This is a genomic window from Bacillus sp. Au-Bac7 (assembly GCF_021341655.1).
Lineage (GTDB): Bacteria > Bacillota > Bacilli > Bacillales > Cytobacillaceae > Niallia.
Genome location: NZ_JAJTTG010000025.1, coordinates 1 through 22,205 on the forward strand (window position 1 = coordinate 1; position 22,205 = coordinate 22,205).

The following is a 22,205-nucleotide window of genomic DNA, read 5'->3' on the forward strand; positions in this document are numbered from 1 at the left end:
GTACCTCATCCTATAAAAGACATTTAGTTATTTGGCAGATACAATAATTATTTTTCTAGATGCACCTGTGCCACGTTTATATTCATCTTCCGTATCAATAACTAGCTGGTTGAAAATTGTACTGATTATTTGTTTCCTTTCAAAATCATTAGCATCATTCCATAGAGAGTGGATGTTTTCCATTATAAATTTTATTTCTTCAGTATTTGTATTATTTGCTTTTTGATATTTAGAAATTTCTTCAGTAAGTTGTTTTTCTTGAAGGCGTAGGTTTTCAGTTTTTGCTATTAATTCATTGATACTTATCACATCATTCTCAAACATAACTTTCTGCTTTTTCATTAGCTTTTGAATGAGTTTTAATTCAGTTTCTAATTCAGTTATTTTTTGCTGAGAGATATTGTTTTGATTGGTATCTCCAATAATTTGTTTTGTTATTTCTTCAAGTGAATTAAGTACTGTTAAAACTAAGTTATCTTCTTTAATAATATGACTGGTACAATTCTTTCCTGCCTTTTTACCAGAACAACGATAAGTTTTCACTCCCTGAGAACCCTTATGCCCTGACATTGATGATCCACACCGAGCACATCTGAGAACTGAAGAGAAGTAATAATTACTAGTTTCTCTTTTTCCACCAAAAGTTCTTCTTTTATCAAGTAAATCCTGCAATGACCAAAATTCTTCTCTGGGAATTATACAGCTGTGTTGACCATCATATAAGGTTTGTTGGCGAGGGGGGTTCTTGGAGTCTTTTGGGTCATTGAAAGTTAAATATCCAGCATATATAGGGTTGTTAGCAATATCTCTAACAGTATCGACGTGCCAATCTCCACCTTTTCTTGTAGTGAAACCTTGTTCAGTTAATTTCTTTGCAATAGTATAGAAACCTAAAGTTTTCGATAAATGAAATATATATTTAATTAGTGGCTCTTCATCCTGATTAACTTCTAATTCCTTATTTAGAATTTTATAGCCGTAAGGAGGCATACCACCCTTCCACTTTCCTAACTTTGTTTTCTTTTCCATACCCAGTTTTACTCGTTCTGCTGTATTTTCCCTTTCCCATTGAGCTATTGCAGCAACTAATGTAATGAACAACCTACCCATAGCGTTTGTAGTATCGTACACTTCAGTGGCACTTTTAAACATACAGTTATGTGTATCTAAAATTTTTAATATTTCATAGAGGTCTAATACAGATCGAGTTAATCTGTCCAATCGATAAACCAGTAGAACATCTATATCTTCATTCTTGACACGTTCCATCATTTCTTTAAAGTGAGGTCTGTTTAAATCTTTAGCGGAATATCCATCATCAACAAAAGTGTCAATTAGCTCCCATTCTTGCGAAACACAATAAGCTTCAAGTCTTTCCTTTTGTGCAGCAATGGAATAACCATGTTTGGCTTGTTCATCTGTAGATACCCTAATATAGGCTACACACTTCATAGATAAAATCCTCCTAGAATTTAATATTAAGTGGTGCCATATACCAGACTAATTTACCTTTAATTGATACTGGGCAATGGTCCATGTCTTTATCACTATAAAATTGTGTTTGGTGGTCAGGATTATAACTAAGAGGTTCTAAAGTGACACCATCCTGATGTTTAAAAACTCTTTTTAAAGTAGCATCATAACCATTAACGGCTACAGCAGCTATATCGCCATTATTAACTTCCACAGTTGGGTCTAATAATGCTAATGCACCTTCTGGTATCACTTTATTCATACTGTCACCTATAACTTCTAATAAAAATGCATCAGGATATGTTTCTCCTACTTCTCTAGGAACATTTACAAGGTCTTGTACTTCAATCATTTCTATAGGAACACCAGCTGAAATTGAACCTAATAAAGGCATTTTTACTGAATCATTACCATGTGCCAAAGTCGAGCGAATAGAAGTAACATTATCCTTTTTATCCTCGATGATATCACTCTTTAAAATTCCAAAGTGATCAGCAATTTTTTGAATAGTACCCATTCTAGGTTCCTTAATCTCATTTTCCCATGTAGAAACAGCTTTATCAGATACACCCGCAATCTCAGCTAATTCCTTTTGTGATAAGTTATGTATTTCCCTTAATTTTTTTATGTTTTTTCCAATACTCACTTTAAAGACCTCCGAACTATATTATGTTTATTATTCTATACTAAAAGTAGAATAAATACAACGAAATAGCGAAAAAATTCTACTTTTAGATAGAGTTTCGTGAAAAAATGATTGAGATTTTTATATTTTACTTAGTTGACATTCTACTTTTGGTAGAGTAATATGTGGTTGTGGATGAGAAAAAGCGAGGTGATAGCATTGAAATTCACTCTTAAGCAAGCTAGACTCCTCAAAGGAATGACTCAGGAACAAGTTGCAAAGGAACTTGGCATCCATGTCCAAACCTATAGAAAAATGGAGAAACATCCTGATGATGTAACTGTAGGTGAAGCCAAGAAGATAAGTGCAATCCTTGAGTTTAGCTATGATTTTATTTTTTTTAATGACAACTCTACTTTTAGTAGATATGTAGGTAGTGATTCTACTTTATAAAGTAGAGTTGTCCTAATTGTCCACCTGCATAGCCTTAATTGAGGTGATTATTATGGGTTTAAGCAAAGAATTACTTACAGAAGAAAAGGTAAGAAACCTTAAGCCGATTGTTGAACAAATTTTATCTAGAAAATACGGGAAAGAAATAAAATTTTTGAATTTGACAATCGGTGATATCACTATCCAATGCAACGAAAAACCTGTAAAGGAAATTTCATAATAGGAGGTGAGTTAAATGAAAATCAAACCAGCTGAATGGCTTCAACTAAGCACAAATGAAAAACAAAGCTTACTTAATTCTAAGAAAGGTGTGAAGTAAATGAATGATTACATTTTAAAAGTAAGTCGATTAATCGGTGAGATTCAACAATTAGCTGTACTTGTTCATATTCAAACAGAAATTAAATGTAAATTCGAATTCACAAGTCATGTGCAAGAGATCGAATTTTTAGCAGCACCATCAGAAGGAGTATTTGATAAAAGATTTGATTACCCACGTCCGGAAGAATTAATTGAATCAAGTTTTTATATTGGAGTAGTTACTTGGAATGAAACTGAAAAGGATCAGCAAAGAACCATAAAAAAGCTATTGAAAATCAAACGTTTTTTAAAGAATGCTCTTAAAGAAAAAAGAATCAACTACGGCGCATTAGATTACTCAATTGAAACTGTTGAATATAAGCGTTATGTAATTTAACCGACAACAGTCGGTAATCTTTTACCCACAATGCGAAATTTGAAGAATGATTGAAGTTCTAATTTAAGGAGGCGATGAATAGTGGTCGGAAAAGTTACTGTTTGGTACATGACTGAGGAAGAACGTTTGGCTTATATCGCAAAGCATCCACTTGTTCCTTATGAACAAACAAGTGGTCAAACTTTCGGTATGAAAAACCTAGAAAAGTTGAAAGCTTCTTCAAAAAAAGGAGCACAAACTACTAAAGAAAAATGGTCAATAAGCAAAGGGGATGAGGAATATGGTATTCAGCAATGAACTATATCGTTATGTAACAGATGGTGATCTACATAGGAAGCTGGATAGCGTTCCGCATTCCACCAACCTAAGAGATGTTGTCACTGTTGGACACATGATGGAACATTACTCAAAAAACAAAGCTTAAGGGGAGATAGTAATGAACGCAGCACAAATGCAGGAGAAATCGAGGAATAATCGTCATAAAATCGCAGTCACTGTAAAGGACCAGTTCATAAATGGGACTAATGCTCTTATAGAAGCTGCTGCAAACGCTGGCCATTATCGTTATGTAACACCGATTCCAAACGAACCATTGTGGAATGAATTTAATTTGACAGAAACGGTTGTAAAGTACTACAGGAAAAAAGGGTTCAAAGTAACAGTTACGTCATTCTTACTGGCTGTTAATATGCATATCTCATGGGTGGACGGGAGCGAATCGGATGACGAATCTTGAGCATCCAATGATTACCCGTATTAATGCCACTGGTTATCCTTCAAAGGATGTTGAACCAAAGGAAAGTGCAGGGTCTGATTATTATGGCAATGATATCCTCGTTGGTGATGACATCGTTGAACATGATGGTGAAATTATTTTGGTTGATAGTTTGGAAGATTACTTGACTGATGTCTTGGAGTTTAAATTCAGGAAAGCGACAGGTGATGATGAATGAAAAAGTACTCAGCAACTATTGCGTTGGGATGTGGATTATCCGACGAACAGCCTCATTACACTGTACAAATCAATGCAAATAATACCGCAGAAGTGTTTAACGAAATTACAAAAAATGAGTGGTACACATACTCTTCTGTCGGAACAGTAAAAGATGAAAAGTATGAGATAAGCACTTATATACAAGTTAAACATATCTCAGACATCTATATTCGGGAAGTGATTGAATGAAAAACGGTAAAAAGCCGACTCGCCGCCAAAAGGGAATCATTAAGTTATCTGGCCTAAATCCTGAAAATTGGCTTATATACAAAGCAAATGGGGACAGGCTGTCATTGGTACACAGATACACTGGCACAACCCGAAAAGTATTTAAGGAATAAAAAAGAGCCACTTTGCCGAGTGGACTCTAAAAAAATTATCGAATAGACAAAACCATCTTATGGTAAAAAACATAAAAAATCAAGAGGAGGTTTGCAAATGTCCCTAAATCAGAATGCAATACCTACAAAAGAAATGACTAGAACAGAGTGGCTACAAGCCCGTTCAAAAGGTATTGGCGGAAGTGATGCAGGCATCATTCTTGGTTTGAATAAATATCGTACTAAATTCGAATTGTGGCTAGAAAAAACCGGACAGGTTGAGCCAGTGGAGTTGGATAATGAGGCAATCTACTGGGGCAATGAGATGGAGGATGTAGTAGCCAAGGAATTTGAAAAAAGAACTGAAAAGAAGGTGCGGAGGGTGAACTATATGTTTAGTCATCCTGAGCACCATTTTATAAAAGCAAATCTTGATCGTGTTGTAGTCGGAGAGTCAGCATTATTAGAATGCAAAACTGCTTCTGCTTTCCTAGCTAAAGAATGGGAGGGTGAGGAAGTGCCTGATACTTACCTAGTTCAAGTGCAGCACTATCTTGGAGTAACAGGTAAGGAAGTCGCTTATATTGCTGTTCTGGTTGGTGGAAATAAGTTTATTTGGAAAGAGATAAAGCGTGATGAGGAATTAATCAGCATTATCTTTGAAGCTGAAAAACATTTTTGGGAGTTTCATGTTTTAGGAGGAAATGCTCCTGAATTGGATGGTTCGAGTGCAGCTGAGCAATATCTGAAGGAACGATACGAAAGAGCAGAAAGGTTCAAACAGATTATATTGCCATCGGATGCAAAAACGTTACTGCAGCAATATCAACAGGTTAAAGATAATGAAAAGTTGGTGCTGGATGCTAAAAGAGAAATTGAAAATAAACTTAAATCATCTCTTGAAGATGCAGAGGCAGGTTCAACTGATGGATTTATTGTTTCTTGGAAAAATCATGTGCAAAACAGAGTCGATACTGCATTACTAAAAGAAAAGTTCCCTGATGTATATAAGCAAGTTTTAAAAGAATTGAATATTCGTAAGTTCACAGTGAAGGAGATTGATAATTAATGGCTACAAATCAAGGATTAAAAAATCAGTTATCTAATCAGCAAGGGAACAAGCAGGTTTCCCCACAAAATCTAGGGCTTAAATCCCTTTTAAGTACACCAACAATGCAAAAGAAATTTGAACAGGTTTTAGAGAAGAAAGCACCACAATTCATGGCCTCATTATTAAATCTCTATAGCGGAGATACAAACATACAAAGTGCTGAACCAATGTCTATAATTTCAAGCGCAATGGTGGCTGCTTCATTGGATTTACCTGTAGATAAAAATTTAGGATATGCATGGATTGTCCCTTTCTTCGACTCAAAAAAAGGAGTCAAAGCAGCTCAATTTCAATTAGGTTACAAAGGTTATATTCAACTAGCTTTAAGAACAGGACTATACAAATCCATAAACGTGATTGAAGTCCGAGAAGGTGAATTGAAAAAATGGAACCGCCTAACTGAAGAAATCGAGCTTGATTTAGATGGTGCGAAGAGTGATCGTGTAATAGGTTATTGTGGCTACTTTAAACTGTCTAATGGTTTTGAAAAGACTGTGTACTGGACAAAAGATGAAATCGAAGCACATCGTATTAAATTCAATAAAGCAAAGGACAAAAAGTCTTTGAACAACGTTTGGAAATCTGACTATGATGCTATGGCGATGAAAACTGTTATTCGAAACTTACTTAGTAAATGGGGCATTCTTTCCATCGAAATGCAGAAGGCTGTCTCTGCAGATGAAAATGAAGACCAACGAGAAGTTAAAGATATCACCGAGGAACAGGAAGAAATGCCAGATATTATCGAATACCACGAGGAAGTTCAAGAAGGAAAGACACCATTTAACCCTGATGATGTAATTAACATTGATTAATTATGAACGATGTACCTACAAACATTGTCCTGCCAGTTAGGTTATGGGAAGAAGCGAAGGACCAAGAAGAATTAAAGCAGCTTGTCGTTAATTATATAAAGAAACATTATCCAGATTACAAGGTTAAAAGCATCAAAAATGGAATGGCAATCTGTTATAGGAAGTAGGTGAGACAATGCCCGAATCAGACATTCTTTACTTTCCTGTTCACGTTGGACTACTTTCACCAGAACATAAAGATCATATTGGAACAGCGCTATGGGAATTCTTATGGCTTATAGCAAGGACCACAAAAGAAGGCCAGGATGAAGATGGAGAAACCTGGGGCATTGTTCTCGGTGGAAAACCTATAAAGCTTTCGGAGATATCTGAAGAGTTAGGTAGCAGCGAACATACTGTTAAAAAGAATATAGCCAAATTAAAAAAATACGGTTATATCGATTCAAAAAGAGCACCTTACGGAGAAATTTTTAAAGTTAAAAAGTCTAAAAAATTTAAAAAGAGACAGACCAAAAATGGTACTTCTCAAAAAAACAGACAGACCGAAAATGGTCTATCTGATGAGGAGAGACAGATAAAAAACGGTCTATCTGAACCGAGAGATAGACCAAATTTGGTCGAGAGACAGACCAAATTTGGTCTATGTAATAAAGATATAAAGGATATAAAAGTTATTGATATAAAACAACAACAAGATATAAAAGAGAATGAGGTTGATGTTGTGGAAAATAATCCAATTGTTGAGTACGAAAAATTCTTTGGTTTTCCATCTCCAATTCTGATTCAAGAATTTAATTATTGGATTGATGAATCACAATTTCAAGAACCGGAAGCTATCTTATGTGAAGTGATAAAGCGGGCAAGCAAACAGGCGCCTAGAAATGCGGGGAGCTATATAAAAGCTATTATCAAGAAATATCACAATATGGAATTATTCACTCTAGATGCAGTTTTAGAATACAACAAAAAGTTTGAAGAAAATCGGAATGGTGGTGGTCATTATGGCAACCGATCTAGAAACAATATTAAAGAAAATTCAGCAAAGGCAGAAGCCGAATCAACTACAGTTCCAGTTGGCAGGGTCAGAAGAAAACAAATATAAATGCAAAGTCTGTAAGGACAAGCACTTGATTATCTACCGAGTTCATAAAGACACGGTATGGAAAGAAGAGCACTTTCAAGTGAAAGGCAAACATGAAACTAGATCTGTTCCAAATGAAATGGTGCCGGAAGATGATTTCCTTGCTGGTAAAGTATGCAGCCCTGCTGAAGCTTGGCAATGGAAAGATACTTACTCTCAAAAGTGTGATTGTGTGATAGCCATAAAAACAAACAGAATACTTAAGTCCAGTGAGATTACGGAAGCATTCAAAAGTAAGGGATTTAAGAACTTCGTTACAGACGGAAAGCCACAAGTCGTAAAGGAAGCCTATGAATGTGCTGTTGAGTATTATCAGTCGTTCCGTGAAATCAGGTTCACAGAGCAAAACAGTATGGCTTTACTTGGTTCGCCAGGCTCTGGAAAGACCCACTTGCTTACAGCTTTATCTAACAACTTAATGTCAAAGAAGCAAATCGGTGTACTTTATTTCCCTTATGTCGAAGGGTTTACAGACCTGAAGGACGATTTTAACAAGCTGCAGTCTAAATTAGATCGAATGAAAAAGGTTGAAGTGTTGTTCATTGACGACTTATTCAAACCGTTAAATGGAAAGCCAAGGTTCACAGAGTGGCAGTTGGAAATGACATATGAGGTTCTGAATTATAGATACAACAATAAGATGCCGTTTCTCATATCATCTGAGCTTAGTACAAAGGCTTTAAGAAAAGTGGACCCAGCACTTGCAGACCGAATCATTGAACGTTGCAGCGACTTCACAGTAAACATCACTGGAGAAGACCTTAGTCTAAATCATAGATTGCGAGGTATTGAGAATGTGTGAATTATGCAGTGGAAACAGAGTAGTGAAGGCCATTGGTTCATATTCCGTATTAACTAATCCTTGCCCTTTGTGCCCACAGGAGTCAAAGGACGAAAGAGAGTTAAGATACAACGCTTTGCTTGGGAAATTGGACGGTATGAGTAATGGGCAGGGCTAATCACACTGCTCATTACCGAAAGAAAACTGGTAAAAAGCGAAGTGACCGTAAGATTACAATTCTTGAAGACTCGGACTTTGAGTTTTGGGAAAGTGAATTAAACATAATAGCTGAAATGTTTACAGGTTATGGAGACATTGAGCGCATAGCGGCAGAAATAAATCGTGCAGATCCGGACGAAGTGGTTATGGCGGTTATTCATTTAGCAAAGGAAAACAAATTGAATAAAAGAAAGGGGAAAATGCAATGAAGAAGTGTTGCTATCCAAACTGTAAAGATGATGCAACAAGCACATGGGCTTTGGTTCCGTTATGTATTCATCATCATAAGTCCATTGAGGAAGAAACGGATAGGTATTACACAGAAGACAAGGCCCAACGTATTCCATATAAGGCCCGTGAAAATTATATGGCTATTGCTAAACAAACTCCATTTAAAACGAAGGGAGCTCAGCTATGAGGTTTGTCGGCATCGACCCAAGTACAAAAACAGGTTTTGTAGCTATCGCCTCTAATTGTGAAGTGTTGAAGGCTAAGGAGTTAACTGGTGTTGGGAGTGAAGATCCTAAGCGAATGGCCACCATGATTGATGAGGTTATGAGACACGTACAGCCTGAAGACTTTGTTGTGATTGAGGGATTTGGATACAGCACAACACAAGGAATTCAATTAGGTGGAATTGGCTGGGGAATTAGAATGGCCTTGTTAAGAAGGAGAATTAACTATATCGAGGTTGCTCCAAATGCTTTGAAAAAGTTCGCAACTGGTAAAGGTAATTCGACTAAGGAAGACATGGTACAACCCTTAATGGATAAATGGGGATTTAGTAATCCGAGTGATAATGTTAGCGATGCATTTGTAATGGCCCATATTGCAAGAAGTCTTTCTTTACTAAAGGATGCATCTGAATTAGAAATGAACATGCTCTTAGAACCTTATCAGTCAGAAGTGATTTTCAATATTCTTCATCCGAAGCAAAAGCCAAAAAAGAGAAAGAAGAAGCAGGTTGCAAAATGACTTTAGAACAAGAAAAAGACGATTTAAAAGCAAAACTCATTGATTTAGGCTATTTCAAAACTCCCGATGGCAGGCAGCTGTATGAACTTACATATGAGGAGCTTGAAAACATATATAACCAACAAAAAGGAGCGATTACTAATGCAACTAACAGTTAAAGCACATTTCAATAAACAAACAAAGGACAGTAAAAAGGAACTTATCCAGTTTTATGTTAAGGGTGAGGATGAAAAGAAGCCAGAAATTAATCACTTAACTCGAGAAGTTGTTGAACTGGAGATTGAAGGTGTTGAGCAGAAGTTAACATGCGAGTTCAGTAAGAGTGCAAAGGATAGCAAGAAGACGGTTTTAGATTTTGTTGTTAAAGGTGATACATCTGCAGACCAATCATTCAACTTTTATAAAATGGCTGGTTCTGATGTATCGCTGAATATTGTTGAGTCCCAAATGAGTATTGATGAATTTTACGAAGATGATCATGAAGGAATAGAATACTCAGTCGATGATAAAGGCTCTGTGAACGTTCCTGATAATCAACTTTCTATGGACACGCTTGATGAGGTAGCTGCTTCCACTGAAGAAGAATTAGATTAAGCAATAAACTCTCCTTCCTTCGGGAGGGAGAGAATTCTATAACAGGGGGAATTACAGTTGAATTTAACTAAATTGTTTGAAACGCAACAATTACTTAGGGATAAAATCGGATATGAAGGGCAAGATCGTTTGGAGAAATTAATCCTGGCATTATTAGTGGAAGTTGGCGAATGTGCGAATGAATGGCGCGGGTTTAAGTTTTGGAGTAAGAATCAAGAACCAAGGACTAGTATGAACACATGTGAACATTGTAACCGTCTAGGAAGGAAGGGTTGTATCGGCTGTTATGGGAAGTTATACAAAAACCCACTCCTTGAAGAATATGTAGACGGATTGCATTTCGTTTTGGAATTATGTATTGAGTTGCAATTAGATGTGGACAAAATAGAAAAGTATATTGAAGACCTAAAAAAAGTAATTGGAACTATGGAATATCAGTTTGGATATATTTATCATCATACATCTTCATTAATGAATACTGTAGATGTGAAAAACAGAGTGATAATGATGTTGCACATATTCAAAGCATACTTAGGATTGGGATATCGACTCGGTTTCTCATGGGAGCAAATTGAACAAGCCTACTTTGATAAAAACAAAGTGAACCACGAAAGGCAAGAGAACGGATATTAAGGAATAGGATTTTCCTTAAACAAGGAGGTTAACATGGAAGAGTTTTACGAAGTGTACAGTAAAAACTGTCGAGATAATGGATTAAAGTTAGAAATATACCATTCTCCAGTAATGGACTGGGTAGTAACAATTTATCAAATTAATCTTTCTGATATTGAGAATCCAAATGAAATCATTAGAATTCAGGATTCAGAAAGAAAATTAGCAATTGCCAAAGCATACGTAGCCTTAGTTAATTGGTTATTAGAAAACCAAGGAGGATATTAGTGAATAAAAAAAGCCAGGATTTCTCCCAGCTGAATTCGAGTAAGTCAATCATATCATAAATGGGGGGAGTCGTCTTGAAACAAATGTCCTTTGTGCTTCCTGAAATAGATAGAAAAGCTACACAGATAAGAGTAGAACAACATTTGGAACAATATCGACTGTTCAAGTACTTAATATTTGAGGAACGAGAAGCTTCAATAACAGCTGGTACGGAAATCAGATATCATGGTCCAACTAATGTAACTAGTGATCAAACTTCAAATATAGCCATATATAATGTAGATCAACAGAAATATAGAGAGAACTTAATCTTCCGTACTGAAAAGGCTGTGGATAGGTTGCCTAAAATGGAGAAGTTCCTCATCCAAGAAAGGTATTTGTCCAGCGAGTCCGAATACTTAACAGACTACAATGTATATAGCCATAAATTCCAGCCACCTATTAGTGAAAAGACATACGCAAAAATTCGTTGGAAAGCATTCTATAAGTTAGCTTTGAATTTGAATATTGCAGTGCTTAGTAGTGAGGAGGAATAAGAAATGGAAAATGTACAATGGTTTGAAGCAAGTGAAAATAAAGATGGCGTTGAAACAATCGGTATGACTCAAATTGATAAGCAATTAAATCTAGGGAGAACAGTTGGTTATAACGGAATCTTAAAAGGTGAAAAGGTTAGCTATGATGGAAAAGAATACACTGTAGTTATGGTTTCTCGATTAGGTTATTTCGGATTATCAGAAACAGGTGAGCTTCCTTATACACTAACTGCAAGACCAAATGAAGTGATTAAGGTATAAAACGGGGAAATATGTACGAAATAATTCCGAAAACATTCCTAAAAAAACTCGAAAAGAAGTCGTGGTATTAGGTTTTACCCATGTTATATTTATATCATCAAGAAAATATTCAAAGAGAAGCGTTCCTAAGTCATTAGGGCGCTTTTTCTATTTTTATGACTATTCAGTCGAAAAGATAAATAAAACTCGAAATAAGCCAATTCTGATAGTCTGACAGTCTAATAAGAAGGTGATGATATGAAACTTAAAGATCATCTTACGACAGAACAGGTAAAGCAACTTGGGAAGATGAATAAAAAGAAGAAAAAGCAACCGAAAGAAGAAAAAGTAGACTGGATTAACATTATGGGCATGGATAGGGACAGATATACCCGTGGTCGTGGTGGAGCTATTAGGAGAAAATAAAAAAACCTCTCTATAAAAGAAAAGTTTTTTTATTAATTTTAAATATTATAAACATAAATCGATAAAATCAATACCAAATGGTGAAATCTGACATAGTCCTTCTTGAATTTTAATACCATCATAACCTTTAAAATTAGGATTATTATTTTCAATTTCTAGCTTTACAAGTTTAAAATATTCGGTTGTTTCAAATTTGTTATATTCGTCCCTATTGTTTAGCCAAGTTGTGTAACTTATTGAGATTAATCCTAATCTTTGTAAATTGGTCATTGAAGAAGCGTTTAGACTAAGGTTTTGATAATCACCTTTACTATTTTCAAGAAAAACGTTTGATAATAGTACGTTATGGCCACGACTATTATTAGTGGTTATCTTGTATTCGCAAATAGGGTAATGAAAACGCTCTTTAAAAAAGGAAAGATTTTTCGCATCTAAGGGAGATAACTGTTTAATTATCTCTACAAAAGATGGATGAGCCTTGCTAATCATTTCGCTATTTATTGTAGCTGCAATAAGTTTTGCAAACATCGACCGTAACTCTTCGCTATCAAAATAGTATTTTGAAGCTTCTAGTGTAGGTCCTAAAATGTGTAATGGTGGTTCAACAAGGTTTTCTGGTGGAACATTGGCAATTTCCTTTTCTACTTCATCTTTAAATCTTTGGGCATTTAGTTGACGTTTATGTTGTATTTTATCTACATATAAATCAAAGCCACCAAAAACTAATTCCCAAGTATTTGTAAGTGTATTACCTACTGCCTGTGCTGGTTTGGATAAGGCGTTATTGATAAACTCGGGCAATTCAATGTTGAAATTAATCATTGGTTCGCTCCTCTCTTTATTTGTTAATATTTTACCTAAAAAATAGGAGGTTGTACATTTGGAAGTTGTATATGAACACCCATTTTTAACATCGTGGTTTCTTACTGTTACTGGATTTTGGTTAACTGTTGCTATCAGTCAATATAAAAAAGAAAAATAAAAGTGTCAAAATTTGTCGATAAAGAAAGATTGTCCACTTATTTCATTTCTCTGATAATTAATGGGGAAAGGAGGCTGATAAAATGGATGCTAAAGCTAAAGAAATAATAAGCGAACATAGATATTCTCAAAAACGCAGGAAATATGCTAATCGTTACTTTCATGGAGATCAAAGTGTTTTTAGAAGTATTACTTCGAAAAGAGATGTAGAGATTGCAAGGAATAGAGTCGAATCAACCCTAAAAATGCTTAAAAATATCTTTCCTTTAGAAAGGGTAGATATTGAGGAATTAGAACTGGAAATGGGTAAGTATGAAATTGCAGTAGGAAAAGTAATACAAAATTACGAGTATGGTATGTTCGATTATAATGCCGAAGAATTACAAGAATTAATAGATAGTATCTTTTTGTATTATAAGAAAATTGACGAAGTCGGTATGAGAAGATTGTTCCAAGACTAGCATCCTTTATTGGGATGCTTTTTCTTTGGAGAAAAAAAGACCCAATAAGGGTCAAATGCTTTTCTTCATACCGCATTTACGGCATTCGCGAATGAACACATAATTTTTAACAGAACTTTTAAATTGAGCGTTCTCGCAATTATCGCAGCGACCACTGTTGACATCAGGGTAATCCTGGTAGTTATAAACGATTGTTGTGTCATATCCATTATAATTTTCTTCACTCATAGCTAATCACCTTCTAATTAGATTTAGCTTAATTATGATACCAGATAATTATAAAGTGAGATAGAGTTTGTCAGTTATTGTCGAAATATAAAGATTGTCCGCATATTCCCTTTCTCTGATAATTAAGGGGAAAGGAGAGATTCATTTGGTAAGAAGTTTAATAGGTGAATGGGAGAAAACAATAAAATTAACAAGAGCCTCATATGATTGTGGTTATTGTGGTTCAAAGGTTGGTCCTTCAGATGGATATAGTTGTTATAAACCAAATTATCCAGGAAAAACACTTGTAGGGAATATATATATATGTCCTAATTGTAATAAACCGACTTTTAAAGAATTGAGTTCTTCTTATCAGCAAGTACCTGGTCAAAAATTCGGTAACGAGGTAGAACATCTACCACCAGATATAGAATCATTATACAATGAAGCCAGAAATTGTATATCTATAAATGCCTATAATTCTGCAGTACTCGCATGTAGAAAATTATTAATGAATATTGGCCATACAAAAGGTGCAAAGGCAGGAGAAAGATTCATTTATTACGTAGATTATCTTAATGATAATCATTTCATTCCACCTAATGGAAAGGAATGGGTTGATCATATTAGAAAAAAGGGTAATGAAGCTACCCATGAAATTCCTTCAATGACAAGATTAGATGCAATTGAATTGATTGATTTCACAGAAATGTTACTCAGGTTTGTCTATGAACTACCAGGAAGAATGGAAAGGCACAAGCGAACTTGATTAAGGAGCATCCAACAATTGGATGCTTTTTATTTTGGAGAAAGAAGGGTAGTTGCTCACCATATCTTTGGCATAGACGAGTGAGCAACAAGGTGATGTAGAATTTCGATTAGGTTTCTACAAAGTTTAAATTGTCCAAGTGATAAAATTTTATGCAAACATTTTTCAAATAAACAAAGAAGGATGATGAATATGGATAAACCAAGTTTAACGATTAGACCTGAGTCAACTGGACCTGAAAAGAAGAAAGAACCATTGCTTCAAATAATCTTAGATGAAGAACATGGTATACCAAAAGTAATTTATAAAGGTGAAGAGATTAAACGGAACAAAGAGATTCTGCTCCATTGGGAAACAGATACGGAATATATGGGTGGACTAACATATTTGATTGAACATGTTGAACCTGGTTGCATCGTTAACAGATTAGAGCGTAGAGTGAAAGGTCATGCATGTGACTGAATATAAGACCAAGGAACAGAAGAGTAAGTTCTATAACAGCACTGCTTGGAAGAAGTTGAGGATAATCATTAAAGAACGTGACAACAACGAATGCCAGGAATGTAAACGACAAGGTAAAGTATTCATTGATACTAATGAGTATAGTGAACGTGCTAAGCGTAAGAAGATCCAGCTGGTTGTGGACCATATCAAAGAACTTGAAGATTATCCTGAGTTAGCTTTAGAGCCTGAGAACCTAGAAGTGTTGTGTGTTACTTGTCATAACAAGAAGCATGGCCGTTATTTCCTTGGATTCACACCAAAAGTAAACAAATGGGCAGACGATGAACGATGGTAAGCCCCCCGGGTCAAACGTTTTAATGAAAAATCGACTGGGGATACCGGTATAGGGGGGGCGTTCGTCTAAAAATATTTAAAAAACAAGACCTTCACATTAGGGGTGTAGGGGGGAGGGGGGAGTATGGATAAAATAAACTTAGAAGAATTAAAAAATCAATTATTATTGCGGATTGATAATGATGATTTGCTGGAAGTAAAGAAAATAAATGATTTAATTCGGCTACATGAATTAGATGCAGAGTGTGACACGGTGATTGATCGTGACGGAGTAAGTATTACTATTGAGAATGGAAAACAAAAATTCATAAAAAGCCATCCCAGTATGAATGAGAAAATGAAAATAAACGCTCAGAAGATTGCTCTGGAGAAATCAATTAAGTTCAAACTTAAAACACCGCCTGCTCCTCCACCTGCAACAACTGTGGATGGCCAACAAAAGCGTGGTAGTTTAATTTGATTACTTATAGCTACGTTGAAGAGTATGTTCGCCAGTGGAGAAATGGCGATATCACTTTAAACAAAAGACGTATTAAGTTAATTGAGTTGATTGAACGTGACATACTTACTTCTGAGGATATGTATTTTGATGAGGAACAAATCGAAAGCTATATTCAGTTCACAGAAAAGTATTATTTCCCACTTACATTAACGCAAAAATTTAAAACCTGTTTTATCTTTTTGTATTACAACGATGGCTCTTTAGTATTTGATGAACATTTAGATTATGAAGGTCGTGGCGGCGGGAAAACTGGTCGTATTTCTACACTAGCGAATTATTTCATCAGTGAGCTTCACGGAATAAATAATTACAATGTATCTGTTGTTGCAAACAGTGAAAAACAAGCAAAGATGTCATTTACAGAAGTATTTAACACAATTGATAAAGATGACAGGTTGAAATCTCACTTTCATCATAAGAAGGCTTTAATTGAATCTCGAATCACAAAATCTGAGTTTCAATATCATACTTCTAATGCAAATACCAAAGATGGATTGCGTGACGGTTGTGTAATTTTTGAAGAAATTCACCAGTATGAAAACTCGTCCACCGTTGATGTATTTACATCTGGTCTGGGTAAGGTTCGGAATCCAAGAATATTTTATGTCGGTTCAGATGGATATGTCCGCGAAGGTTTCTTAGATAAGTTATTAGAAAGAGCGGATAATCTGTTAGACGGATCAGTAAGTATTCGCGATGATGGCTTATTTCCTTTTATGTGTTGTTTGGATGAAGAAGAAGAAATGCATAATCAAGCAATGTGGCAAAAAGCAAATTCACAATTTCATCCACCATTAACGAGTTATGCAAAAACACTGTTAAGAACTGTGATGAAACAGTATAACAAATTAGAACATAATCCTGATGGTTATGAAGAGTTTGTTACAAAACGGATGAACTTGCCAAAAGTGGATTTAGAAAAGAGTGTAACGTCTTGGACGAAAATCAAAGCAACTAATCAATCATACGATTTAGATGTGTTAAAGAAGCGTGAATGTATTGGTTGTTTAGATTATGCCTCCGTTCGTGATTTCGTTTCAGCAGGGCTTTTGTTCTTGAAAAATGATAATTACTTTATCCCTAAAGAATTGACGCACTCATTTATATGCAAACCTTTTGCAGATAAGCATTATGCTTATAGCAAGGATAAAGCTGAAAACAACAATAAGAAAGACCATCGCAAATTCGCTCCAATCCGTGAGTGGGAAAACGATGGTCTTTTGACTGTCAAGGATATCGAAACCATGGATCCATATTTGATAGTTGAATGGTTTGTAATAAAACGTAAAGAAGGCTGGAACATTAAGAAAATTGTTGGTGATAACTTCAAAATGGATGTTTTAAAACCAATTTTTATAGAGAATGGGTTTGAAGTCGAAGTTATAAGGAATCCTGATGCTGCAAGTGGTTTGTTAGCCCCAAGAATAGAAATTGCTTTTGAAAATGAACAAGTGATTTTCGGAGATAACCCTTTAATGCGTTGGTACACCAATAATGTACTGGTCAAGCGACTTCCTAACGGTAATAAAGTTTATCGGAAAAAGGAAGAAGTTAAGCGGAAAACAGATGGGTTCATGATGTTTTTATATGGAGTGTGGGCATCTAGAGATTTAGAGGATTATGATGTTTCCGATACTTTAGATTTATTAGATGCATTGCACTTTTAGGGAGGGGGTGAATATGTAAATGGGTTGGATTAGCAATGTATTGAAGCGTAATAGTGAATTGGAATGGTTATATGATTTGGACTTTGCTGATGAAACATCTCATCGTGCTTACTTAAAAAAGATGGCATTAGAAACATGTATAAATTTTATAGCTCGAACAATTAGCCAGTCTGAATTTAGATTCATGAAGAATAAAAAACGTCAATTTAATAACTGGGATTATTTATTAAATGTTAGGCCGAACACTGATCAAAGTGCAGCAGACTTCTGGCAGAAATTCATCTATACACTGATTTATGAAAACGAGGTATTAGTAATAAAGACTGATTCAGATGATTTCCTAATTGCGGATAGTTTTTATCGTGAAGAAAAAGCTGTATATCAAGATATATTCAGTGATGTAACAGTCAAAGATTTTACCTTTCAAAGATCTTTTAACATGGACGAGGTTATCTACATTACGTATAACAACGAAAAGTTAACCAGGTATTTGGATGGGATGTTTGATGATTATGCTAATTTGTTTAGCAGAATGTTAGAAGTAAGTCTTCGGAAAAACCAAATCCGCGGGACTGTTGGTGTTGATGCAACACAATCGTTGGATAAAGAAAATCAAACAAAACTACAGAATTTTATTGATAAACTTTTTAGTTCTTTTAAAAATAACTCTGTTGCTTTAGTCCCGAAGTTAAAGGGGTTTGATTATAACGAAGTCTATAGTGGTGAAAATAACGGTCAATCTGTGGAAGAACTAACAAAGTTAAAAAGGTCTTTGATTGATGATGTTTCAAATATTTTAGGTATACCTAATGCTTTAATTCATGGAGACCTAGCTGAGTATGAAACGAGTATAAAAGCATATGTAAGGTTTTGCATTGGTCCTTTTTTAAAGAAAATAAAAAACGAACTTAATGCGAAGCTATTAGAAAAAGATGACTATCTCAAGGGTGACAGGGTTGAAGTATTTGGACTTACAGAAAGAGACGTAATTGAGCAAGCGGAAGCAGTTGATAAGCTTGTTGCTTCTGGAGCTTTCAATAGAAATGAGGTGAGGGAGTTGTTTGGCATGGAACGTTCGGATAATCCTGAATTAGACGAGTTTGTTATTACGAAAAATTACCAAGGCATAGGCGCAGCTGAAGGAGGTGAGTAAGAATGAAACATAAAATCAAGGGTGACATTATCAGTTGGAATTCCAGTATTTATGACTTCAATTATAAAATGAAATCCATTAAAGAAGACGAAGATATCGAGCTTGAAATTAACAGCTATGGTGGAGATGTCTTTATGGGTATTGATATCATGAATACTTTAAGAGGCCATAAAGGGAAAGTTACAGCAACAATAACGGGAATTGCTGCAAGTGCTGCTTCTGTTATTGTTATGGGCGCAGATGTAATTCGCGCATACAGTAATACTCAGCTGATGCTGCATAATGCCTGGACATATGCTATGGGTAATGCAAAAGAGCTTAGAAAAGTGGCAGACGATTTGGAAAGTATTAATGAGTCTGTATTAGCCTCATATACGCATAGAATTGAAGCTAACACAGCGAAAAAGCTATTAGATAACGAAACATACTTATCAGCAACAAAAGCTCTAGAAAGCGGCTTAATTGATGAAATTGTGGACTCTGTACCTGAAGAGGTGGAATCAACCATCTTCGAGAATAAAGCTAAGGAATTCAATAATAAGATTGTTGTTTTTCAAGGGAGCCACAAGCCACAACAAACAGCTGCTTTAACAGATGAACAAATGCAAAAAATTATTGATTCAGTAACAAATAATTTAAAAGCGAATATTGAACCACCACCAAATGAACCCCACATTCCTGCAGTAGCGCAGAAACGTAAAGGGTTCATTTTTTAATTGAAACTAGGAGGAATTGAATAATGACAATAAAATTAAACAATCATACTGAGGGTTATGAAAATGCAAAACAGAAATATGCAGAGGTTGTGAAGAATGAAGCTTCTACACCCGAGCAAATTGAAACAGCATGGAATGAAATGCAGGCGGAGCTGGTATCTTCATTGAAAAATCAAATAACTGCCCAAATCTCAGTAGAGAATGCTGATCGCAGTGTGTTAGCAGCTCGCGGAGCAAATGTTTTAACTTCTACAGAGATTAAGTTTTTTAATGAAGTTGTTCAGTCAGATGGTTTTACTTCTGATGTTATCTTGCCAGAAACAACCGTTGACCGAATTTTTGAGGATTTAACTACAGATCATCCTTTGCTTGCTGAAATCAATCTACAAAACGCTGGTCTGCTAACTCGTATTATCAAATCAGAAACAGAAGGCGCTGCTGTTTGGGGTAAAGTCTTTGGTGAAATCAAAGGACAACTTGATGCAACATTCACTGAAGAAAATATTTCTCAATCCAAACTAACAGCATTTGTTGTACTTCCAAAAGACTTGGAGAAGTTTGGGCCAGCTTGGGTTGAAGCTTATGTTCGTGCACAAATTAAAGAAACATTTGCTGTAGCCTTGGAAAAGGCATTTATCAATGGAGCAGGCCCAGCTAAAGATGAACCAATTGGTTTAATCAGAGACCTAGAAGCTTCAGTTAGTCCAACAGATGGACACGCTAAAAAGGCCATTACTGATACTTTAACTTTTGCTACTCCAGAGGTAACAGTAAAAGAATTATCAGCACTTATGAAAAACCTTTCAACAAAATCAAATGGTAAAGCAGTTAATGTCACTGGAAAAGTAGTATTAGTTGTAAACCCTGTTGATGCTTGGGATGTAAAAGCACTTTACACATTCCTAAATGCAAATGGAGTATATGTAACGGTGCTGCCATTTAACTTGCGTATTGTGGAATCTGTCTTCCAAACTCAAGGTGAGTTGTTGGCTTTTGTAAACAGCCGTTATGATGCATATACAGGCGGCGGAGTTGAAATTAAAAAATTCGACCAAACATTAGCTATTGAAGATTGCAATCTTTTCACAGCAAAGCAATTTGCATTTGGAAAAGCTGATGACAATAAAGCAGCAGCTATTTATACATTGAATGTAGCTACAACAGAACCTGCAGGAGCATAAGGGGTTGATTTGATTGGGGCTGGAAATCAAGGAAGAACTACTCCAAGAATTTAAATACAGAATGCATATTACAAATAGCATGGAGGACAGCAACCTAAAAAGATTGTTGTCCTTTTCTGTTTCAGCCATTAAAAGTAGCTGTGGTGAATTTGATATTTACGGAAACGAGGAGACGGACAATAGAGCGAAGGAATTAGTTTTTGAACGTACCAGATATGTCTATAACGATGCTTTGGAGTATTTCGAGAACAACTTCCTAAGTCAAATTACCGGTCTTGCTCTTTCCCTTATACCAGAGGAGAGTGATCCAGATGCGGCCGTTTAAATACACACCGCCTCGAGCTAGTACTGGTGATTTACGGACTCCTATAAAGTTTTATCAATATGCGCCTAACAGTGGACCTGAACCAGGCGAAGGGGAAGACAAGCTCCTATATACAGCATGGGCAAAAGTGGATAACGTGTGGATGAAAGATTTAGAGCTTGCTAAGTCAAATGGAACACTATCTGATTTAACTATAACTATTCGTAATCCACAGGCTGGTTATATCCCTACCAATAAGCATTATATGGATATTGATGCTCCTGAATATGTAGGCAAACGATACAACGTTAAACAGGTACAACCTGACTTGCAAAACACTGGGTTCATAACGATTGTGGGTGAACTTAATGGGAGTTAGTGTTACAGGGAATAGTCAACTGGAAAGGGAATTGATGAGGCGACTTGGTTTTCAAAGGACTCAGCAAATTGTGGATAGAGCATTATTGGCTGGTGCTCGTGTATTTGTACAAGAACTAAAAAGTCAATTTGAATCCTTTAAAGATACAGGGGCTTCTATCGATGAAATAACTATCTCACAACCTATGACGGTTGGAGGGGCTAGGACTGTGAAAATCTATTGGCGAGGCTCAAAAGGGAGATACAGAGTTATCCACTTAAATGAGTGGGGAACTGTTAATAACCCTAATCCAGAAGGTAAGGGAGCTATTGCTAGAGCGTTAAGGAATGCTGCAGAAGCGTACCGAAATGCAATAAAGCAAGAATTGAGGCGAGGTCTTTAATGGATGTCCTGGCTATTATTTATAACGCTCTAATTGCAGATGGATTCATTGCTGAACAAGCATCTGGACGGATTAAGTATTACGAATATCCAGAGAGCGGTAATGTAGAAGATCCATATATTATTATTGATCCACTAGATGTTCCAAAGCCATCTGATTTCGCTGATGACACATGGCTTACATTTGATTGTCTTTATCAAATTGAAGTTTGGACTAAAAACAGGACAACCACTAGGCAGTTAGGAGAAAGGGTCCATCAAGTTCTTTGGAAGCTTGGTTTCATACAAAATGGTGGACTATCAGAATATGATTCAGGTATTTTCCGTGATGCAAGACGTTTTCGCGGAAAGTTATACAGAGAAGATTTCGACACAATTGCTGTGTCATTAAATAAAGAGGAGTGAT

Annotated in this window: 39 protein-coding genes; 35 read left to right on the forward strand and 4 right to left on the reverse strand. The window is 35.7% G+C overall.

Annotated features, from left to right (window positions below; translation table 11 throughout):
* Positions 1 to 27: 27 nt before the first annotated feature.
* Both LXM54_RS26365 and LXM54_RS28370 read right to left on the reverse strand, forming a co-directional pair.
* Positions 28 to 1,452 (reverse strand): recombinase family protein, encoded by a 1,425-nt coding sequence (locus tag LXM54_RS26365; protein ID WP_233319116.1) that lies wholly within the window; start codon positions 1,450 to 1,452, stop codon positions 28 to 30.
* 13 nt (positions 1,453 to 1,465) lie between these two features.
* Positions 1,466 to 2,119, reverse strand: a complete 654-nt coding sequence (locus LXM54_RS28370) for a LexA family protein (protein WP_233319118.1) — start codon at positions 2,117 to 2,119, stop codon at positions 1,466 to 1,468.
* A 174-nt stretch (positions 2,120 to 2,293) separates the two neighbouring features.
* Between LXM54_RS28370 and LXM54_RS26375 the strand changes: the two genes are divergently transcribed.
* The 22 genes from LXM54_RS26375 to LXM54_RS26480 all read left to right on the forward strand — a co-directional run bounded on the left by LXM54_RS26375 (position 2,294) and on the right by LXM54_RS26480 (position 12,300).
* On the forward strand, positions 2,294 to 2,551 hold the full coding sequence (locus LXM54_RS26375; RefSeq protein WP_233319119.1) for a helix-turn-helix transcriptional regulator: 258 nt from the start codon (positions 2,294 to 2,296) through the stop codon (positions 2,549 to 2,551).
* 52 nt (positions 2,552 to 2,603) lie between these two features.
* Positions 2,604 to 2,771, forward strand: coding sequence for a hypothetical protein (locus tag LXM54_RS26380; RefSeq protein WP_233319121.1), 168 nt, complete (start codon positions 2,604 to 2,606; stop codon positions 2,769 to 2,771).
* Between the two features lie 99 nt (positions 2,772 to 2,870).
* Positions 2,871 to 3,248 (forward strand): hypothetical protein, encoded by a 378-nt coding sequence (locus tag LXM54_RS26385; RefSeq protein WP_233319123.1) that lies wholly within the window; start codon positions 2,871 to 2,873, stop codon positions 3,246 to 3,248.
* Between the two features lie 81 nt (positions 3,249 to 3,329).
* On the forward strand, positions 3,330 to 3,545 hold the full coding sequence (locus LXM54_RS26390) for a hypothetical protein (RefSeq protein WP_233319124.1): 216 nt from the start codon (positions 3,330 to 3,332) through the stop codon (positions 3,543 to 3,545).
* A 139-nt stretch (positions 3,546 to 3,684) separates the two neighbouring features.
* Positions 3,685 to 3,984, forward strand: coding sequence for a hypothetical protein (locus LXM54_RS26395; protein WP_233319126.1), 300 nt, complete (start codon positions 3,685 to 3,687; stop codon positions 3,982 to 3,984).
* Positions 3,971 to 4,201 (forward strand): YqaI family protein, encoded by a 231-nt coding sequence (locus tag LXM54_RS26400; protein WP_233319127.1) that lies wholly within the window; start codon positions 3,971 to 3,973, stop codon positions 4,199 to 4,201. Before LXM54_RS26395 ends, LXM54_RS26400 begins: the two co-directional genes overlap by 14 nt.
* Positions 4,198 to 4,431, forward strand: a complete 234-nt coding sequence (locus tag LXM54_RS26405; RefSeq protein WP_233319129.1) for a hypothetical protein — start codon at positions 4,198 to 4,200, stop codon at positions 4,429 to 4,431. Before LXM54_RS26400 ends, LXM54_RS26405 begins: the two co-directional genes overlap by 4 nt.
* Positions 4,428 to 4,583, forward strand: a complete 156-nt coding sequence (locus tag LXM54_RS26410; protein WP_233319131.1) for a DUF6906 family protein — start codon at positions 4,428 to 4,430, stop codon at positions 4,581 to 4,583. The genes LXM54_RS26405 and LXM54_RS26410 overlap by 4 nt, the downstream gene beginning before the upstream one ends.
* A gap of 97 nt (positions 4,584 to 4,680) precedes the next feature.
* Complete coding sequence (locus LXM54_RS26415; RefSeq protein WP_233319134.1) at positions 4,681 to 5,631, forward strand: YqaJ viral recombinase family nuclease; 951 nt, start codon at positions 4,681 to 4,683, stop codon at positions 5,629 to 5,631.
* Positions 5,631 to 6,488: a recombinase RecT gene (locus tag LXM54_RS26420; protein WP_233319136.1), complete on the forward strand. Its 858-nt coding sequence runs from the start codon at positions 5,631 to 5,633 to the stop codon at positions 6,486 to 6,488. The genes LXM54_RS26415 and LXM54_RS26420 overlap by 1 nt, the downstream gene beginning before the upstream one ends.
* A 175-nt stretch (positions 6,489 to 6,663) precedes the next feature.
* Positions 6,664 to 7,590, forward strand: coding sequence for a DnaD domain protein (locus LXM54_RS26425; RefSeq protein ID WP_233319138.1), 927 nt, complete (start codon positions 6,664 to 6,666; stop codon positions 7,588 to 7,590).
* On the forward strand, positions 7,490 to 8,431 hold the full coding sequence (locus LXM54_RS26430; RefSeq protein ID WP_233319140.1) for an ATP-binding protein: 942 nt from the start codon (positions 7,490 to 7,492) through the stop codon (positions 8,429 to 8,431). Before LXM54_RS26425 ends, LXM54_RS26430 begins: the two co-directional genes overlap by 101 nt.
* A 143-nt stretch (positions 8,432 to 8,574) precedes the next feature.
* Entirely contained in the window at positions 8,575 to 8,838 is a 264-nt protein-coding gene (locus LXM54_RS26435; RefSeq protein ID WP_233319142.1) for a hypothetical protein, read from the forward strand.
* Complete coding sequence (locus LXM54_RS26440) at positions 8,835 to 9,047, forward strand: hypothetical protein (protein WP_233319144.1); 213 nt, start codon at positions 8,835 to 8,837, stop codon at positions 9,045 to 9,047. Before LXM54_RS26435 ends, LXM54_RS26440 begins: the two co-directional genes overlap by 4 nt.
* Positions 9,044 to 9,604, forward strand: a complete 561-nt coding sequence (locus tag LXM54_RS26445; RefSeq protein ID WP_233319145.1) for a crossover junction endodeoxyribonuclease RuvC — start codon at positions 9,044 to 9,046, stop codon at positions 9,602 to 9,604. The genes LXM54_RS26440 and LXM54_RS26445 overlap by 4 nt, the downstream gene beginning before the upstream one ends.
* On the forward strand, positions 9,601 to 9,762 hold the full coding sequence (locus tag LXM54_RS26450) for a Fur-regulated basic protein FbpA (protein ID WP_233319147.1): 162 nt from the start codon (positions 9,601 to 9,603) through the stop codon (positions 9,760 to 9,762). The genes LXM54_RS26445 and LXM54_RS26450 overlap by 4 nt, the downstream gene beginning before the upstream one ends.
* Positions 9,746 to 10,198, forward strand: coding sequence for a hypothetical protein (locus tag LXM54_RS26455; protein WP_233319150.1), 453 nt, complete (start codon positions 9,746 to 9,748; stop codon positions 10,196 to 10,198). Before LXM54_RS26450 ends, LXM54_RS26455 begins: the two co-directional genes overlap by 17 nt.
* A gap of 57 nt (positions 10,199 to 10,255) precedes the next feature.
* Positions 10,256 to 10,831, forward strand: a complete 576-nt coding sequence (locus tag LXM54_RS26460; protein ID WP_233319152.1) for a dUTP diphosphatase — start codon at positions 10,256 to 10,258, stop codon at positions 10,829 to 10,831.
* A 33-nt stretch (positions 10,832 to 10,864) separates the two neighbouring features.
* Positions 10,865 to 11,098, forward strand: a complete 234-nt coding sequence (locus tag LXM54_RS26465) for a hypothetical protein (RefSeq protein WP_233319153.1) — start codon at positions 10,865 to 10,867, stop codon at positions 11,096 to 11,098.
* Between the two features lie 83 nt (positions 11,099 to 11,181).
* A complete protein-coding gene (locus tag LXM54_RS26470) occupies positions 11,182 to 11,634 on the forward strand; it encodes an ArpU family phage packaging/lysis transcriptional regulator (protein WP_233319237.1) in 453 nt (150 codons plus the stop codon).
* A 3-nt stretch (positions 11,635 to 11,637) separates the two neighbouring features.
* Positions 11,638 to 11,895: a hypothetical protein gene (locus tag LXM54_RS26475; protein WP_233319155.1), complete on the forward strand. Its 258-nt coding sequence runs from the start codon at positions 11,638 to 11,640 to the stop codon at positions 11,893 to 11,895.
* A 237-nt stretch (positions 11,896 to 12,132) separates the two neighbouring features.
* Positions 12,133 to 12,300, forward strand: coding sequence for a hypothetical protein (locus tag LXM54_RS26480; RefSeq protein WP_233319157.1), 168 nt, complete (start codon positions 12,133 to 12,135; stop codon positions 12,298 to 12,300).
* A gap of 45 nt (positions 12,301 to 12,345) precedes the next feature.
* Here LXM54_RS26480 and LXM54_RS26485 read toward each other — a convergent pair whose 3' ends face one another.
* On the reverse strand, positions 12,346 to 13,122 hold the full coding sequence (locus LXM54_RS26485) for a DUF4393 domain-containing protein (RefSeq protein WP_233319159.1): 777 nt from the start codon (positions 13,120 to 13,122) through the stop codon (positions 12,346 to 12,348).
* A 242-nt stretch (positions 13,123 to 13,364) separates the two neighbouring features.
* Between LXM54_RS26485 and LXM54_RS26490 the strand changes: the two genes are divergently transcribed.
* Positions 13,365 to 13,742 (forward strand): hypothetical protein, encoded by a 378-nt coding sequence (locus LXM54_RS26490; protein WP_233319161.1) that lies wholly within the window; start codon positions 13,365 to 13,367, stop codon positions 13,740 to 13,742.
* A gap of 51 nt (positions 13,743 to 13,793) precedes the next feature.
* Here the strand turns inward: LXM54_RS26490 and LXM54_RS26495 are convergent, their stop codons facing one another.
* Complete coding sequence (locus LXM54_RS26495; protein ID WP_233319164.1) at positions 13,794 to 13,970, reverse strand: hypothetical protein; 177 nt, start codon at positions 13,968 to 13,970, stop codon at positions 13,794 to 13,796.
* Positions 13,971 to 14,115: 145 nt separating this feature from the next.
* On the opposite strand from LXM54_RS26495, the gene LXM54_RS26500 reads away from it, so the two are divergent.
* The 12 genes from LXM54_RS26500 to LXM54_RS26555 all read left to right on the forward strand — a co-directional run bounded on the left by LXM54_RS26500 (position 14,116) and on the right by LXM54_RS26555 (position 22,204).
* Entirely contained in the window at positions 14,116 to 14,718 is a 603-nt protein-coding gene (locus tag LXM54_RS26500; RefSeq protein WP_233319166.1) for a DUF4145 domain-containing protein, read from the forward strand.
* Positions 14,719 to 14,910: 192 nt separating this feature from the next.
* On the forward strand, positions 14,911 to 15,180 hold the full coding sequence (locus tag LXM54_RS26505) for a hypothetical protein (RefSeq protein WP_233319167.1): 270 nt from the start codon (positions 14,911 to 14,913) through the stop codon (positions 15,178 to 15,180).
* The gene (locus LXM54_RS26510; RefSeq protein ID WP_233319239.1) at positions 15,173 to 15,517 is read left to right on the forward strand and encodes an HNH endonuclease; all 345 of its coding nucleotides are present in this window, start codon (positions 15,173 to 15,175) and stop codon (positions 15,515 to 15,517) included. Before LXM54_RS26505 ends, LXM54_RS26510 begins: the two co-directional genes overlap by 8 nt.
* A gap of 123 nt (positions 15,518 to 15,640) precedes the next feature.
* Positions 15,641 to 15,976 carry a terminase gene (locus tag LXM54_RS26515; RefSeq protein WP_233319169.1) on the forward strand — a complete coding sequence of 112 codons (336 nt, stop codon included), beginning with the start codon at positions 15,641 to 15,643 and terminating at the stop codon, positions 15,974 to 15,976.
* Positions 15,973 to 17,685 (forward strand): terminase TerL endonuclease subunit, encoded by a 1,713-nt coding sequence (locus LXM54_RS26520; RefSeq protein ID WP_233319171.1) that lies wholly within the window; start codon positions 15,973 to 15,975, stop codon positions 17,683 to 17,685. The genes LXM54_RS26515 and LXM54_RS26520 overlap by 4 nt, the downstream gene beginning before the upstream one ends.
* A 19-nt stretch (positions 17,686 to 17,704) precedes the next feature.
* Positions 17,705 to 18,838, forward strand: coding sequence for a phage portal protein (locus tag LXM54_RS26525; RefSeq protein ID WP_233319173.1), 1,134 nt, complete (start codon positions 17,705 to 17,707; stop codon positions 18,836 to 18,838).
* Positions 18,839 to 18,840: 2 nt separating this feature from the next.
* A complete protein-coding gene (locus tag LXM54_RS26530) occupies positions 18,841 to 19,554 on the forward strand; it encodes a head maturation protease, ClpP-related (RefSeq protein WP_233319175.1) in 714 nt (237 codons plus the stop codon).
* Between the two features lie 23 nt (positions 19,555 to 19,577).
* A complete protein-coding gene (locus LXM54_RS26535; protein WP_233319177.1) occupies positions 19,578 to 20,735 on the forward strand; it encodes a phage major capsid protein in 1,158 nt (385 codons plus the stop codon).
* A gap of 61 nt (positions 20,736 to 20,796) precedes the next feature.
* A complete protein-coding gene (locus LXM54_RS26540; RefSeq protein WP_233319241.1) occupies positions 20,797 to 21,060 on the forward strand; it encodes a phage gp6-like head-tail connector protein in 264 nt (87 codons plus the stop codon).
* Complete coding sequence (locus LXM54_RS26545) at positions 21,047 to 21,418, forward strand: phage head-tail adapter protein (RefSeq protein WP_233319179.1); 372 nt, start codon at positions 21,047 to 21,049, stop codon at positions 21,416 to 21,418. Before LXM54_RS26540 ends, LXM54_RS26545 begins: the two co-directional genes overlap by 14 nt.
* A complete protein-coding gene (locus tag LXM54_RS26550) occupies positions 21,408 to 21,800 on the forward strand; it encodes a hypothetical protein (RefSeq protein ID WP_233319181.1) in 393 nt (130 codons plus the stop codon). The genes LXM54_RS26545 and LXM54_RS26550 overlap by 11 nt, the downstream gene beginning before the upstream one ends.
* Positions 21,800 to 22,204 (forward strand): hypothetical protein, encoded by a 405-nt coding sequence (locus LXM54_RS26555; protein ID WP_233319182.1) that lies wholly within the window; start codon positions 21,800 to 21,802, stop codon positions 22,202 to 22,204. Before LXM54_RS26550 ends, LXM54_RS26555 begins: the two co-directional genes overlap by 1 nt.
* The last annotated feature ends 1 nt before the right edge of the window (position 22,205 follow it).